12 protein-coding genes and 1 pseudogene are annotated in these 15,644 nt (G+C 61.2%); 2 read left to right on the top strand and 11 right to left on the bottom strand.

What is annotated here, in order from left to right; all coding sequences use genetic code 11:
* Nucleotides 1-192: 192 nt before the first annotated feature.
* Nucleotides 193-2,580, bottom strand: a complete 2,388-nt coding sequence (gene rnr, locus CAK78_RS12260; RefSeq protein WP_094697449.1) for a ribonuclease R — start codon at nucleotides 2,578-2,580, stop codon at nucleotides 193-195.
* Between the two features lie 134 nt (nucleotides 2,581-2,714).
* Here rnr and CAK78_RS12255 point away from each other — a divergent pair, with 134 nt between their 5' ends.
* On the top strand, nucleotides 2,715-3,737 hold the full coding sequence (locus tag CAK78_RS12255; RefSeq protein ID WP_024942009.1) for a GGDEF domain-containing protein: 1,023 nt from the start codon (nucleotides 2,715-2,717) through the stop codon (nucleotides 3,735-3,737).
* Between the two features lie 60 nt (nucleotides 3,738-3,797).
* On the opposite strand, the gene luxS is transcribed toward CAK78_RS12255, so the two are convergent.
* The 8 genes and pseudogenes from luxS to CAK78_RS12215 all read right to left on the bottom strand — a co-directional run bounded on the left by luxS (nucleotide 3,798) and on the right by CAK78_RS12215 (nucleotide 11,393).
* Nucleotides 3,798-4,307 carry an S-ribosylhomocysteine lyase gene (luxS, locus tag CAK78_RS12250; protein WP_011704660.1) on the bottom strand — a complete coding sequence of 170 codons (510 nt, stop codon included), beginning with the start codon at nucleotides 4,305-4,307 and terminating at the stop codon, nucleotides 3,798-3,800.
* An 18-nt stretch (nucleotides 4,308-4,325) separates the two neighbouring features.
* The gene (locus CAK78_RS12245; protein ID WP_272943021.1) at nucleotides 4,326-4,919 is read right to left on the bottom strand and encodes a transglycosylase SLT domain-containing protein; all 594 of its coding nucleotides are present in this window, start codon (nucleotides 4,917-4,919) and stop codon (nucleotides 4,326-4,328) included.
* Nucleotides 4,920-4,979: 60 nt separating this feature from the next.
* Complete coding sequence (glnB, locus tag CAK78_RS12240) at nucleotides 4,980-5,318, bottom strand: nitrogen regulatory protein P-II (RefSeq protein WP_005308848.1); 339 nt, start codon at nucleotides 5,316-5,318, stop codon at nucleotides 4,980-4,982.
* A 9-nt stretch (nucleotides 5,319-5,327) separates the two neighbouring features.
* A complete protein-coding gene (locus tag CAK78_RS12235; RefSeq protein ID WP_094697448.1) occupies nucleotides 5,328-6,950 on the bottom strand; it encodes an NAD+ synthase in 1,623 nt (540 codons plus the stop codon).
* Between the two features lie 73 nt (nucleotides 6,951-7,023).
* Nucleotides 7,024-9,132 (bottom strand): annotated as a pseudogene (locus tag CAK78_RS12230) (type IV pilus modification PilV family protein).
* Nucleotides 9,133-9,140: 8 nt separating this feature from the next.
* Nucleotides 9,141-10,247, bottom strand: coding sequence for a hypothetical protein (locus tag CAK78_RS12225; RefSeq protein ID WP_094697447.1), 1,107 nt, complete (start codon nucleotides 10,245-10,247; stop codon nucleotides 9,141-9,143).
* A gap of 4 nt (nucleotides 10,248-10,251) precedes the next feature.
* Nucleotides 10,252-10,839 (bottom strand): PilW family protein, encoded by a 588-nt coding sequence (locus CAK78_RS12220; protein WP_094697446.1) that lies wholly within the window; start codon nucleotides 10,837-10,839, stop codon nucleotides 10,252-10,254.
* 20 nt (nucleotides 10,840-10,859) lie between these two features.
* Nucleotides 10,860-11,393, bottom strand: a complete 534-nt coding sequence (locus tag CAK78_RS12215) for a GspH/FimT family pseudopilin (protein WP_094697445.1) — start codon at nucleotides 11,391-11,393, stop codon at nucleotides 10,860-10,862.
* Nucleotides 11,394-11,486: 93 nt separating this feature from the next.
* Here CAK78_RS12215 and CAK78_RS12210 point away from each other — a divergent pair, with 93 nt between their 5' ends.
* Nucleotides 11,487-11,873 (top strand): type IV pilin protein, encoded by a 387-nt coding sequence (locus CAK78_RS12210; protein WP_094697444.1) that lies wholly within the window; start codon nucleotides 11,487-11,489, stop codon nucleotides 11,871-11,873.
* Nucleotides 11,874-11,877: 4 nt separating this feature from the next.
* On the opposite strand, the gene tppA is transcribed toward CAK78_RS12210, so the two are convergent.
* Together tppA and CAK78_RS12200 are read right to left on the bottom strand one after the other, a co-directional pair.
* On the bottom strand, nucleotides 11,878-12,279 hold the full coding sequence (tppA, locus tag CAK78_RS12205; protein WP_010635132.1) for a type IVa pilus pseudopilin TppA: 402 nt from the start codon (nucleotides 12,277-12,279) through the stop codon (nucleotides 11,878-11,880).
* An 8-nt stretch (nucleotides 12,280-12,287) separates the two neighbouring features.
* Nucleotides 12,288-15,641 (bottom strand): pilus assembly protein, encoded by a 3,354-nt coding sequence (locus CAK78_RS12200; RefSeq protein ID WP_094697443.1) that lies wholly within the window; start codon nucleotides 15,639-15,641, stop codon nucleotides 12,288-12,290.
* Nucleotides 15,642-15,644 lie beyond the last annotated feature (3 nt).

Raw genomic sequence — 15,644 nt, 5'->3', positions numbered from 1 at the left:
GATCCCCTTGTTCGCACCTTCCCTAACTGTCCCCCCCCCCCCTTTCGCTGACCATAAAAAATCCGAACCCCGGTAACAGGGTTCGGATTTTTTCGTCTCCGGGACTATCGGGCGCTGGAGTAGATAACCCGGGGCCATCAACCCCTTACGACTTCAGCCCGGGTCGCTGGACCCAGGCCATGGCCGAAGGGCTTACCCCTTGGCTTTGTCGCGCGCTTTTTTGCCCGGTCGTCTGTTGCTGGATTTGGCACGGCCACCCTTGTCGGATTTGCCGTGATCCTTGCCCTCTTTACGTTTTTCGTGACGCTGTGCGCTCTTGGCCTTCTCTTTCTTGATCTCGGCCTGCTTGCGCGCCATCTCTTTGGCGTTCTTGCCGGTTGCCTTGAGGGGCTCTTCCACCATCACGAAGTCGATCTTGCGATCATCCAGATTCACGCCCATCACCTTGACCCGCACCTTGTCACCCAGACGGTAGCGGCGGCGGAAGTTCTCGCCGATCAGCTGCTGGTGCAGCGGGTCGAACTGGTAGTAGTCGTTGGTGAGGGTGCTGACATGCACCAGACCGTCGATATGGATCTCGGCCAGACGCACGAAGAAGCCAAAGCCGGTGACGCTGGCGATGACACCGTCGAACTCGTCACCCACGTGATCCAGCATGTACTCGCACTTGAGCCAATCGGCCACGTCACGGGTGGCGTCATCGGCGCGGCGCTCGGTCATGGAGCAGTGCTCGCCCATCGGATCCACTTCTTCCAGCTGGTAGTGGTAGCCACCGCTCGGCGTCCACTTGTGGCGCAGGTTGCCCTGCTGCTCCTTGGCGGTCTGATACTTGATCGCCCGGTGCAGTATGAGGTCAGGGTAGCGACGGATCGGCGAGGTGAAGTGCGCGTAAGACTTCAAGGCCAGACCGAAGTGGCCGATGTTGTCGGCCTGATAGATGGCCTGACGCATGGAGCGCAGCAACATGGTGGAGAGCAGCTCCGCATCCGGGCGCCCTTCAAACTTGGCGGCCAGGTCGGCAAAGTCTTTCGGCTCGGGCTCCAGGCCCCCCTTGAGCTCCAGGCCCAGCTCGGCCAGGAAGTCACGGAAACCGGTGAGGCGCTCTTCGCCCGGGCGGTCGTGCACCCGGAACAGGGCGGCAGCCTCGTTCTTCTCGATGTAACGGGCGGCAGCCACGTTCGCCTGGATCATGCACTCTTCGATGATCTTGTGGGCGTCGTTGCGCACCAGCGGCACGATGCGGTCGATCTTGCGCTGGGCGTTGAAGATGAAACGGGTCTCTTCGCTCTCGAACTCCACCGCACCGCGCTGATGGCGGGCATGCTTGAGCGCCTTGTAGAGGTTGTTGAGCTCCTCGATGTGGCCCACCAGCGGCTCGTACTGCTGGCGCAGCTTGGGATCCCCGTCGAGGATCGCCGCCACCTTGGTGTAGGTCATGCGGGCGTGGGAGTTCATCACCGCTTCGTAGAACTTGTAGCCGGACATGCGACCGGCAGCGGAGATGGTCATCTCGCACACCATGCAGAGGCGGTCAACCTGCGGGTTGAGCGAGCAGAGGCCGTTGGAGAGCACCTCCGGCAGCATGGGCACCACGAACTCGGGGAAGTAAACGGAGTTGCCGCGCTGATAGGCTTCGATGTCGAGGGCAGTGCCCGGCTTCACGTAGGCGGAAACGTCGGCAATGGCGACCCACAGGCGCCAGCCGCCACCGCGCTTGGCCTCACAGAAGACGGCGTCATCGAAGTCACGGGCATCTTCCCCGTCAATGGTCACCAGCGGCAGGGCACGCAGGTCGATACGACCCTCTTTGGCCTTCTCCGGCACCTGTTCGCCCAGACCGGCAACCTCCTTGGTCACCTCCTCGGGCCAGGTGTGCGGAATGCCGTGGGTACGCAAGGCGATTTCGATCTCCATGCCGGGCGCCATGTTTTCACCCAGCACTTCCAGCACGGTACCGACCGCATTGAAGCGGGCGGTGGCGCGCTGATTGATGCGCACGACCACCACCTGGCTCTGGCGAGCCCCCTTGTTCTCCCCTTCCGGGATGATGATGTCCTGGCCGATGCGGCTGTCGTCGGGTACCACGAAACCGACGCCGTTCTCGACGAAGTAGCGACCGACGATGTCCGCCTCGCGGGCCTTGAGCAAACGCACCAGACGCGCCTCCTGGCGACCCTTGCGGTCGATCTCGGTGGGCTGCACCAGGGCATAGTCGCCGTGCATCAGGCGCTGCATCTCGCGGTTGTTCAGGAACAGATCCGGGCCACCACCCTCGGGACGCAGGAAACCGAAGCCATCCTTGTGGCCGAGCACATAGCCTTTGACCAGATTCAGGCGATCCGGCAGGGCGTAACACTGGTTGCGGGTGAAGACCAGTTGACCGTCGCGCTCCATGGCGCGCAGACGGCGACGCAAGGCTTCCAGCGGCTCTTCTTCGGTCAGCTTGAGGACCTTGGCCAACTCTTCACGGGACATGGGCTTTTCATGGCCCTTGATGAGGTCGAGGATCAGCTCGCGACTGGCGATCGGATTCTCGTATTTTTCGGCCTCGCGTTCGAGGAAAGGATCTTTTTGAGACATAAGCAGGCCTTAGGGTAGGTGGTAACGGCGACATTATATCGGAGGGGGGGGCGAATGGCATCCATCGACTGCCTTTTGGCCAATCTCTCTGTCATACTATGCACAGTTTGCAGTCATGATGAGACATGGAACTCATGAGCAAGGATTCGTTCGCCCAATCCGCCGCCTATCTCAAGCAGGCGGTTCCCCTGATGATCAAGTATCAAATCCCCACCACGCCGGATAATTACACCCTTTGGTATAACTATGTGGCGGCCAGCATGCCCGAGCTCAATCAGGCCATCGATCAGGCCATCAAGCTGCAGGGCACCTGCTCCCTCACTACCTGCGAACGTCTCTATCACCAGCACCTCGCCGCCCAGGATGAGCAGCAGATGGAGGCGATGAAGCTCAACCTGGCCGCCATGGCCAACGAGCTCGGCCACACCATGCAGGATGCCATCTCGGATACCGGCATGTTTCAGGAGATGCTCGACAAGAGTTTCGACCGGCTGAGCCTCATCGATGATGAGGGATTGAGCCTGGAGGACACCATGGGGATCCTGCGGGATCTGGTGCGCGAGTCGCGGGACGTGCGCATGTCCACCATGCACTTTCGCAACCAGCTCAGCAGCGCCGAGAAGGAGATCAAGGAGCTGCGCGAGGCGCTCAACGAGACCCGCAAGCTGGCCAATGAGGATGCCCTCACCAGCCTGCTCAACCGGCGCGCCTTCGATCTGGAGATAGACAGCCTGCTGCGCAGCAAGCAGCCCTTCTCGCTGATCCTCGCCGATATCGACCGCTTCAAGAGCTTCAACGACGAATATGGCCACCTGCTGGGAGACCAGGTGCTGCGCGCCTTCAGCAAGCGGCTGCGGGAGACCTGCAAGGAGGGCGTCACAGCCTACCGCCTCGGCGGCGAAGAGTTTGCCCTGCTGCTCCCCATGCGCAACCTGGCACTGAGCCGCCAGATGGCGGAGAGCCTGCGCCGGGCCATCGAGAAGATGTCGATCCTGGACCGCAAGTCGGGCCGGCGCATCGACCACATCACCGCCTCGTTCGGGGTGGGTGAATACAATGGTCAGGAGACAGGCGACAGCCTGGTCGAGCGCACCGACAAGCTGCTCTACAAGGCCAAGGAGCTGGGCCGCAACCGGGTGATGCCGCTGCCCTCCTGAACTCGCCAAACGCAAAAAGGCCGGTCATTGACCGGCCTTTTTCATGTTTGCCATCCAGGATCAGAGGCTTTTCAGCTTCTCTTCCGGCAGGGCCAGTTCGTCATTGCGGTTGACGCCGATGCCGCGCTCCAGCACGTGGCGGGCGATGGCATGGGCCTCTTCCAGCGAGTGCATGCTGTAGGTGCCGCACTGGTATTCGTTCAGCTCGGGGATCTTGCCCTGCTCCTGCACGGTCAGCACGTCGCTCATGGCGGCCTGCCAGGCGGCACCAACCCGTGCCTCGTCCGGTGCACCGATCAGGCTCATGTAGAAGCCGGTGCGGCAGCCCATGGGGGAGATGTCGATGATCTCCACCCCGTTGCCGTTCAGGTGATCACGCATAAAGCCGGCAAACAGGTGCTCGAGGGTGTGGATGCCGCGCTCGGAGAGGATCTCCTGGTTCGGCACGCAGAAACGCAGGTCGAACACGGTAATGGTGTCCTTGTTCGGGGTCTGCATGGTCTTGGCCACACGTACCGCCGGCGCGGCCATGCGGGTGTGGTCAACGGTAAAACTGTCCAATAACGGCATTTCTGACTCCTGATTTGGTTACCAGAACCAGCCCCCGCTGGAGAGCTGATCCTTGCATTGGCGATACTGGGCGCCGTAGCGCTGGGCGCGAGCCTCCACCTTGCGGGATGTCTTCATCAGCCATCCCTTGCTGCGGTAGCTGCCACGCCGATAGCCACCCCACCCTTCGTGATAGTTGAGATACTGGCCATACGCATCCCACTTGGAGGTGCCGTTCAGCCGCTGGGCCTTGTGAGTGTACCAGCCCATGAAGTCGATGGCGTCGGCAAAGTCATCGCGATCGCTCCAGCTGTTGCCGGTCTCCCGCTGATAGTCGGCCCAGGTTTCATCTTTGACCTGGGCATAGCCGTAGGCGGAGCTGGCCCGCCCGGTCGGGATGAAGAGGAAATACTGCATCGGCGGCTGGGCATCGTGCACGAAGGAGGACTCCTGATACATCATGGCCATCACCACCTGCACAGGCGTTCCCCACTTCTCGTTCATCTTGAGCGCCGCCTTGTGCCAGTCCGGCTTCTCACGAAAGATCTGGCACAGGTTTTCCGGCTGGGCCGGCGGCCGGGTACTGCAGGCGGTCAGACCGGCCAGCAGGCCGGCCACCGCAACGAGGCGCATCCAGGACATCAGCGGGCTCGAGTCTCCATTCGTTGGCTCATCACAAGGCTCAGCCATCCGTCAGATGGCGTCTTCGTTCTCTTCGCCGGTACGGATGCGGATGACCCGCTCCACCTCGCAGACGAAGATCTTGCCGTCACCAATCTTGCCGGTGCGGGCGGTGTTCTGGATCGCTTCCAGGCAGGCATCGAGATCCTCGTCCTGCACCACCAGCTCCACCTTTACCTTCGGCAGGAAATCGACCATGTACTCGGCGCCGCGATAAAGCTCGGTGTGGCCCTTCTGGCGGCCGAAGCCCTTGACCTCGGATACCGTCATACCGTTGATGCCGATCTCGGCCAGGGCCTCGCGCACATCGTCCAGCTTGAACGGTTTGATGATGGCTTCAATCTTCTTCATGGTGACTCCTTACCAGTTCTGTTTGCCAAACCCGGACGTGATGGGGTAACGGCGATCCTTACCAAAGTTGCGGGCCGTGATGCGGGGCCCGACCGCCGCCTGACGGCGCTTGTATTCGTTGAGATCCACCAGCCGAATCACCTTGCGCACCACCGCCTCCTCGAAGCCTTCCGCCACCATGTCGGCCACGGAGGCATCTTCTTCCACATAGCGCTTGAGGATGGCATCCAGGATGTCATAAGGGGGCAGGCTGTCCTGATCCACCTGGTCCGGTGCCAATTCTGCCGAAGGAGGACGGTCGATGACCCGCTGCGGGATCACATAATCGACGGAATTGCGGTATTCGCACAGCTTGAAGACCAGCGTCTTGGGGACGTCCTTGAGCACGTCGAAACCGCCGGCCATGTCGCCGTACAGGGTGGCATAGCCCACCGCCATCTCGCTCTTGTTGCCGGTGGTCAGCACGATGCGGCGACGCTTGTTGGAGAGCGCCATCAACAGCACACCACGGCAGCGAGCCTGCAGGTTCTCTTCGGTGGTGTCGCGGGCAGTGCCCTCAAACAGCGGCGCCAGCTGGGCCATAAAGCCCTCGAACATGGGCTCGATGGAGATGATGTTGAACTCCACCCCCATCCGCTCGGCCTGCTCCTTGGCATCTTCCACGCTCATCTGGGCGGTGTAGCGGAACGGCATCATCACCGCCTGCACCTTGTCGGCGCCAATGGCATCGGCCGCAATGGCCAGGGTCAGTGCCGAGTCGATGCCGCCGGAGAGGCCCAGCACGGCGCCGTGGAAGCCGTTCTTGGTGACGTAGTCGCGTACCGCCAGTACCAGCGCCTGATAGGTCTCGGCCAAGGGTTCCAGCGGCGCGGCGGGTTCCCGCTCCTTCACCGGCTGGCCATCGGCAAAGCGCACCAGCGCCAGCTCTTCGGCAAAGGGGGCCAGCTTGTGGGTCAGCTCGCCCTGGCTGTTGAACACCTTGGAGCAGCCGTCGAAGATCAGCTCGTCCTGACCGCATACCTGGTTGAGGTAGATGAGCGGCAGACCAGTCTGATCGCAGCGCTCCATCATCAGCTCGCGGCGGATCCAGGGTTTTTCCTGATCGTAGGGCGAGGCATTGATGGTGAGCAGCAGCTCGGCCCCAGCGGCCTTGGCGGCCAGCGCCGGCCCTGGTTGCCAGAGATCTTCGCAGATGAGCAAGCCCAGCTGATGACCACGGAAGGGGACCACGCAGGTCTCGGTTGCCGCAGTGAAGTAGCGCTTCTCGTCGAATACTCCGTAGTTGGGCAAATCCTGCTTGAAGTAGCGTGCGACCAGCTTGCCTTGCTCGTAGAGGGAGGCGGCGTTGTAGAGTGCCTCCCCGTCGCGCCAGGGGTGACCCACCAGAATGGCGCAAGCCCCCTGCCATGCCGCGATGCGGGCCAGGGCAGCCTCCACCCGGATCATCAGATCTGCGCGCAGCAGCAGATCTTCCGGCGGATAGCCGGTCAGGGCCAGTTCGGAGCAGACCAGCAGATCGGCGCCTTGCCGATCGGCTTCGGCGGCTGCCGCCAGCACCTTGTCACAGTTATCTTCGATGGCGCCTACCGTCAGATTCAACTGGGCAAGCATCAGAGAGAGGGCTTTTGCCATGGCGATGCATCTTGAATTCGAAAATGATGGGGAATGATAAAGAAAAGGCGCTGGCTGTGCCAGCGCCCAAGACTCAGGGGGTACAAGTCAGGCTGCTCGCATTGGTCACGCCGTTGTCCACCAGCAGGCCACAGGGCCCGGTGATCACCTGACCGCTGGCGGGCGGTGTCATGGCGATGCTCAACGACGCCGGCTTCAGCAGATAGGTGGTGTTGCCCTGGGCACTGTAAGAGAAACTCACCACCAGACTGCTGTTTTGCGCCGCCGTGCAGACATAGGTGGCTGGCTGGTTGTTGGCCTGGGGCTTGTCGATACGGCAGGTGGCCCCCGTGGTGGTGGTGGTCACGCTCAACCCGTTGAAGGTGTTCTTGTTGCACGCCGTGGGGGATGGGTCCTTGTTGCTGACCTTCTCCAGACACTCGATCCGCCCCGACACGGTCAGGGTCGGTACGGTTTGGGCACTGGTATCGATCGCCACCGGCATGCTGGCGCTCTTGGCTTCACTCTGATCCACTGGAGAGATGAGCGAGGCGGTGATCCCCGAGTTGCCTTGATAGGCGGTCACCTTGATCGACGCGCTCTGCAACACGTTGGAGGCATCCTTGGTGCTCTTCTTGGCAGACAGGTAGCCGCGACTGTAGCTGCCGAAGTAGTAGTTGTTGAGATCGACCACCGTCTTGACCGTCTCGTTGGTCACCCCCACATAGTCGGAGACACTGCCGGTCAGCTGGCCACTCAAGGGCTCCAGACTCCACTCGGCCAGCATGGTCAGGTTGATATCCTGGAATGGCACTCTGGCCAGCAGATCCTGCGAGGTCAGGTCGAGTGCGGCCAGATAGGTGGGCGAGAGCACATCCACATAGATGCCGCGCGCGATCAGCTGGGCCGTGCCCGTGCTCATGGTGACCTTGGTCGTGGTGTCCCCCCCCGCCGCCGCGTTGGCAGGCAACCAGTCGGCAAACTCGGTGATGGTCGGTGGCGTGGCAGTGGGGTTCGCGGTCCAGTTGAGGGTGTTCTTCTGCCAGGTGATGTAGGTGGTGACCACGTACTTGATGTAATTCTGGTAGCTGGTCTGATTGGCTGTCTTGGCGAGGAAGTCGGCGCTGGCCACTATGACTTTGATCAGGTTCCACTCGGGCAGAGGGCGATAATAGCCATCGAGCCGGACGAAGCGGCAGGCATCCACATAGTCACCACTGTTGACCGAGGTGAGCGAGCTGTTATAGCGCTGCCTGTTGGTGTGCAGCGGAGAGTAGAACTGATCAAAGCTGCTGCCACTGCCATCGAAGTGGTTCTTGCAGCAACTGGTGCAGAGGGTGGGTTGATCCTTGACGCTGCTGTTGAGGATGCCGGTCTGCTTGGTGACCTGGGAGCCCACACTCCAATAGAGCAGATTGCTGTCGGTCAGGATCGCCTGGCCCGGCAGGTAGGCATTGACGCTCGAGCCGTAACTGCAAGAGCAGGAGACCGAGGCCAGATCCTGCAATACCTGCTGGGTGTTGCCGCCGTTGTCGGGCTTGTAGGTGACCGTCTCGAACTGCACCAGCTTGCCGACGGTGCCATCCTTGGAGGTCACCGTCGGCAGCGGCTTGCTGGTCTCCTGCTTGCGCCCTTCCTGATCGATCTGGATGGAGATGACGTCCGGCGCCACCCCCGGGGTATAGACTACCTAGGGAGGTTCGCGACTGGTATCGAGCCCGCCATTCAACTGGTTCTGGGCCAGTGACTCTGCCGGTGATACAGCGCCGGCCAATAACAGCGAGATCGGATTCCCGTCATTGTCGCTCCAGCTGACGGTTACGTTGACGACCTTGCGACCCGGATAGGACTGCAGGTATCCCGCCGGGGCCGTGGTCTGCCAGGCCGTACCATTCCAGTACTGGTTGTTGACGGTCCAGCTCAGGGTATAGGTCCCGCCGCCGTCGGCGGGGGTGACGGTACTGGTGCCCGCCGCAATGCTGTTATAGGCCGTGAGCGGAGAGACGGCACTCACCACGCCGTTGAAGGTACGAAAATCATCGAGTTTCGACTCGGCCAGCCGCATCGCCACCTCATAGCGTCGACCGTCCTGGGAGGCCCCGAGGATCCCGCGCGACATGGCCACCAGCCCGGCCACCCCCACCCCGAGCAGAACCAGGGTGATCAAGATCTCCAACAGCCCGAATCCCTTGTGCTGTTTCATGTTCGCTCCTACCAGTCCCGCCAGCTACCGGGCACTAGATTAATGATCTGAAATGCGGCCCCGTTTTCGATATTGCTCAGCACCGCCTGGTCGTACTTGGCGTCGAAGGTCCCGTTGGCGGTCTTGCCCAGTTGGTAGTTGGCAACCACAGCGCCATTGACGATGGCGCCCCCCTTCAGACTGATATCGGTGGTAGCCGTGACGGGAGTAGAGGAGTAGGCGAACACCAACCCATAGAGGGTGGCGTTGCCGTTGACCATCAGATCCCCGTTGCGCACGATAAGCACCACAGGTGCGGCAACCGAACCGATCGAACCGCCCGGCTTGCAGTCCCCATCGACGATGATGAGTCCACGGGAGGCGGTCGACAACGAATCGCAATTGGTCAGCATCTGCACTGCCCGCGACTCCAGATTGGCCCACCCTGTTGCATCGTCATTCTCGTTGAACAGATACCAGACCAGGTCGCTTGGGAAGGCGGTATCGTTGTCCTTGATGTCCGACTGTTTGTCCCCCTTCTGGCTGATGTAGGCACTGCACCCTCCGCTGTAATCCCCCTGATGGCAGGTCTGACCGGAACCATTGGTCAGATCCACATTACCGTTGGTCCAGATGGAGAGCGGCACGCCAGGCCCGCCCCCGTTGGGATTGGCCACCACTGTAAAGTTACCGGAAACGGCCATGCCGCCGGCAACCGTCAGAGGGGCGGCCGGGGTGCCCGCCAATACGCTGACCTTGATGGTCTTTATCTCCACATCGGCATTGGCAGTACTGTCAACCAGGGTAGCCTGGGCACGCACCCTGACCGGCGTCACACTCACCCCGCCCACGGTCACGGCTGTGTCGTCCAGCGCAAACAGGGTATAGGTACCGGCCGACACAGTGACCGACACGCCACTGCTGGCGCTACGCCAACTTGCGTCCTGTGCCAAGCGGCCGACCCCGTCGGATAACCCCAGTTCGGCCAGGGCCAGCGCCTGTCGATACTGCACTTCGTTGAGGCTGACACGGCGGTCAGACACCATCAGCTTGCCCACCAGCAGCGAGATGCTCAGCAACATCACAGTAAGCAGCAAGGTAACGGTGAAGGTGGTAAAACCAAGATGACGTTGCATGACATCAATACCCGTCGTTGCGCAGCTTGATATCACGCTGCAGGGTAAGTTTGAGCGCGGTGTTGGCCTTGAACTGGCCCGATATGTTCAGCCGCACCGTCCGAGCACCTGACGAGACGCTGCCACTCAACAGCGAGAAGGTGAGATCCGTAACTTCGATGGTATTGTCGGTACTCAGCAGGCTACCGGTGCTGCAACTAGTGCCAAGCTGTACCCCTTTGTCGGCACTGTCGTAGCTGTAGATATAGGTTTCATTAGCCCCAAGAGCGCCGTTGTTATCATCATCGTATTTCAGCCTGATGCAGCGATAAATCTTGGAGCCAGTGACCGTCTCATTCATCAGATCGCTGCTGGTATCGAAATAGAAAGGAGATCTGGCTCCCGATGCGGCGCCGAGAAAGGCTGTCGCCCCCTGATCATAACCTGTTCGCTGCACGTCACGGGCGATCATGTCGGTGACGCTCTGCAGCTCCTGATTGAGGCGGCTCACCTGCATGGAGGTTTGATTCACTCTGAGGATGGTGGCGAACAAGGATGTCACCGCGGCGACCAGCAGCAGGCCTGCCACCATGGCAACCATCAGCTCCACCACATTGAATCCCCTTGGCGCTCTCAACATGCAGGCACCCCACTGACATTGCTGACACCGCAGGTACGCACACGCCCGACATTGTTGGTCTTGACCTGCATGGAGTAGGTACCGGATGAGATGGCAATATTCCCCGCCGTCAAGGAGGATCTTCTGGGAGAGATACTCAGGGGTCTGATGTTGCTGGCCGATTCACTGTAGCTGGCGACCAGGCTGATACCTGGATATTCACTGGCATCGGCCCCCTTGCGCCCCTCAATGCTGGAGCAGTGATCGCTGCAACTGTTGCAGCTGCCATCAATAAAAATGCGGTAACACCAATTGCTGGTACCGCTGTTGAAGATGATGAACTGCAGGGTGCGATTGCGCTTGATCGCCTCGGACTTCAGCAACATCACATCCGTGTACACCGCCTGGGTGGCAGCCTTGACCATCTGCTCCTGGCGCAGGGATTGATAGCTGGGAATCGCAACGGTCAGCAGCAGAGCGACCAGAGACAGGCCGATCATCAGCTCTATCAGGGTAAAACCGGCGGATCTGCCCTTTCTGCCTTCCATCGTTCAAGACTCCTTTCTTTTTGCACATGCCAGTAGAGCACACCGTCAGTACTATCCTATAGTATCAACCTGTTTCACGAAGCATGCCGCCCCATGAAAGCCAAACAGTCCGGAATCACACTGCTGGAACTGCTCGTTGCAGTCGCCATCGTCGCCATGATTGCATCCATCGCCTACCCCAGTTTCAGCGACGGTTTGCGCAAATCCCGTCGAGCCGAGGCATTCAAGGGCTTGCTCAGCATGCAGCTGAAACAGGAAGAGTTCCGAGTCTCCAACACCAGCTACAGCGCGACTCCCTCGCAAGTGGGCAACCCCACCAGCAGCTACTACGACTTCACCATCTCCGGGGCTACCGCAACCACCTACACCCTGATCGCCACCAGCAAGGGAGCGCAGGTGGGCGACAAGAGCGGCAGCACCGCCTGCGATACCCTCACCCTCAACAAGGCTGACATCAAGACCCCTGCCGCCTGCTGGTAAGGCATTACCAGCACTCGGCGGCCGTCATGCTGGCCATCGACACCCCCTGTTGCCCCCCCTGATCCAGGGTCAGCAAGCCGCAGGGGTCGCCGTTCATCACCCCGGTCGGGATCGCCGTCAGGGTATAGCGGGCGCCGCTGGCATTGAGCGCCAGGTTGTAATAGGCAGCCCCACCATCTCTGGGCAAGGTGGCCAGTCCGGCCGAGGCCAGGTTGCCGCCATCATAGTTGCCATCGGCGGTAAACTGCCGCTCCATGTATTGCGCCGCCTCGAGCAGCGCCGCCTTGGCCTCGGCCCGTTTGGCCGACGCCATGTAGCTGTTGTAGCTGGGGTAGGCAATCAGGGTCAGAATCGCCATCACGGCTACCGCAATCATCAGCTCCAGCAAGGAAAATCCACGCGCCATCTCCACCTCTACTCCAGTTGCAACCAGGATTGGCGACCACCCAGATCACCCGCCCCCTCTTCCAGCGTGACCGAGATATTGCCGCTGGAACCGCTGATGTACTTGCGCTCCATGTCGGCATCTTCCACCACGCTCGGCGCCGTGGTGAGCTCGTCAAACTGCTTGCCGCTGACCGGCACCTTGATGTCGCTGCCGCCACTGTCCTTGAGCCCCACATAGTCGTCATCGTTGACGGCCCCATCGCCATTGACGTCGAACACCGAGTAGCTCAGACGCGCCCCCGATACGGGATCCAGCTCCATCAGCCAGGAGCGTCCACCAAAGTCACAGGCATCCGCCGAGGGGATCAGGGTATTGAAGATCAGCCGTTTGTTGCGGTAGAGCATCTCCGAAACGGCTCGCTCTCCCACCCCCTTGCTCAACGCAGGGGATTTGAGCACCAGATACCACCCTTTCTGGCTGGTGTAGTTGACCGCCGTGTTGGAGACCACCCTGACGTTGAACTTGATGGTGGTGCCATTGGCGGAATACTCGTGGGTAATGCTCTGCTGCAACAGCTGACTGCTGAGCACGCTTGCCCCCGCATCCCAGATGCCGTAGACGGCCTCCAGCCTGGGGGTTGCCGGCAACAGCTTGTCGTCATTGGTGAAATAGCTGCCCGTCCCCATCAGTACCATGATGCCCCCCTTGGGATGACGGATGGCCAACGGGCGCATAGTGATGGGCTGGCGCGTGCTGGCAGAGCAGGTCCCGTTGCACGCCTGAAACAGCGGTTTTGGCTTGTTGCCGATCTTGAAGGCACTCCCCCACTGGGCGCTGTTGTTGTCGGTCAGGTCGAATTTCCACAGATTGCCCTGCAGATCGCCGGCATAGACATAGTCCGCTACCCGATCCCCGTCCTCGTCTACCGGCAAAGGGGATGAGAGGCCATTGGGTTCGCTGGCCGAGCCCACCTGGGTATCTATCTCCTTGATCACGGCGCCGGTCGCCAGATCCAGCACAAACAGCCGGGCGGTCTGGCTGGTGCTGTTGTAGCCGTTGGCCACCAGCGCCACCCATTTGTTGCCGGACTTCACCCGGACCAGGGTCGGCGCAGCCAGCGCTACCCCCATCTCGGCGTTGGTAAACTCCCACAACATCTTGTCGGCAGTGAAGTTGTCGGGGGCCGTCACGTCGATGGCAAAGACCGCCTTGCCTCCGGCGCCGGTCGACCCCAGCAGCACGCTTTTCCAGCTGCTGCCAAGATAGGCATCCCCCACCTTGGGCGTACCGTCCACATAGTAGCGGTGGCTGTAATCCGGCTTGGTCAGCAGGCTCAGATCCCCCAGCAGGCTGGCCGGGATGTAGCCCAGCGTCTCCACCCCGTTGGCGACCCGAAAACCGTGCAGCATGCCGTCGTTGGCCCCCACGTAGAGCATGGGGGTGCGGCGACTGATGGCCGTCGAGCCGAGGAAACTCTGGTAGCCCTCCCGCTCGGCCTGGGTCAGGCCGGTGGCGCTGCCATAGCCGTAGTCCCGGTTGCCGACATAGACGGGATCCGAGTTGATGATGTCCCCCAGCAGGTCGCTGCGACTGCGAAACAGGCCGCCATTGCTCTGCTCGCGGCTGCGATCACCGCGCAAGTAGGCGACCCGGTTTTCCCCCTGGTTGTCACCGGCGAGGTTGAACAGAGCGCGATTGGTGGCGTTGAGATCGGCCCAGGTGAAGGGAATGCCGACCCCGTTCTGGCGAGTGAAGAGGCTGCGTGCGGTATAGGCAGGGATCTGGGTTGCGGCATCCCAGGCCATGTTGCCCAGCGAGCCGTCGCTGTTGAGCGGAATGGAGACGAGCTGCCCGGACCAGTCGCCACTGTTGTAGCGGGCCTGATAGATGTGGGTATTGCTGTCCAGCCGGGTGGCGTTGGCGGTCACCGAACTGGCGGAGCTGTTGCGTGCCGCGATCTGGGCCAGGGTACTGCTCAGTGCCACGGCAAAGACGTCGGGGTCACCCGCGCTGAAGAAACTGCCCTTGCTGTTGAGCGCCGCGTGCCACAGATCATCTATCTTGTACTCCGGAATGTAGGTCGCGTTCTTGTACTCCTTGTCATCCGGATCATGGGGATTGGGCCAGCTGTTCGGGATGCCGTTGGCCGGATTGAGCGAGCCGTTGACCCCGAGCCCCACAGTAAAGTTGACCAGATGCTGCCAGTTGGCGGGATCTGCCGTGCTGGTCGGCACCTTGTCGGCCAGATCGGCACGAAGGTCGCTCTTCCAGTACTTGTAGGCGACGTCGGCCAGGGTATTGCTGTAGCCATCCTTGTCCAGATCCCCTACCGAGGGGGTGTCCCCGTTCCAGTAGCCATCGGTCATCAGGATGTTGTAGCTCTGCCGGCAGGTGAGGTGGGGCAAGGTGCTGCCCGCGCTGGCCGCCCAGGGGCCATTGTTGTCGGTGCGGGAGAAGTACTCCCCCACATCCTTCAGGCTGGTGCGCAGCGGCGTGCCGGCGGCCGGAATGTCGCGGCTGTAGAGGTCGCTGAAAAAGGCGCTGCGATCGGTGCCGGAGAAGGGCGCCACCCCGCGGATCACGCTGCCGCTGGCGTTGATGGTGGCAAACCCCACCCGCAGGGCCTGTCCCTGGCTGGCGAAGGCACGACCGACCCCGGCCCGGGCCGCCAGGATCCTGGAGCGATAGTAGGTGTACCAGTTGGCGAAATTCTGGATCTCCTCCTCATAGGTACATACCGGTGCACTCTTGCAGTCGCTGCGATTGGGGCGCCCGCCATAGGTGCTGCCGGACTTGATCTCGACCCGGGTATAGCTGCTCGCCCTCTTTACGTCACCGCTGCCCTTGTAGGCGAAATAGACGGCGGGCCAGAAGGTCTCGTCATCGTTGTAGTCGCTGGAGGAGAACCCGGTGTAGTAGCGCAACGACTTCGAGCGGTTGTTCTTGGTCAGGTCGCGACAACCGGCGGCGGTGTTGAAGGGGTTGTGCGGCGCGCAGCTGATGCTGGCATTTGCCATCAGGGTACCGTCCGCCTTGGCCCATGGGCGGTAGCTCAACAAGGGGTTGTAGTAGAGCTTGTTGTTGTTGCTCGAGCGGGTGTAGGCGTTGCGATCGTTGTTGCTGGTGAAGGTCACGGTCCGGTTGTCGTAGTCCTCGCTGCCATAGACGTTGTCGGCACGGGGATAGACGTAGCGAGCGCTGTTTTCGATCAAATTATCCGGCATCAGCTCGAAGTGCATCGAGCCGGAGTCATCCAGACTGAACATGATGTTGGGTTCGGCCCGGGTGCCGAGATAGAGGGGTACCTGGGCGATGTCGAGCGCCGCCTGCACCTGAGCGCAGAGCAACAGGGCACAAAATCCATAGCCAGCTGCACGCATGGT

The organism is Aeromonas sp. A35_P, assembly GCF_002259925.1.
In the GTDB taxonomy this organism is placed as follows: Bacteria; Pseudomonadota; Gammaproteobacteria; order Enterobacterales; family Aeromonadaceae; genus Aeromonas; species Aeromonas dhakensis.
This window is presented reverse-complemented; position numbering and strand designations above follow the sequence as displayed.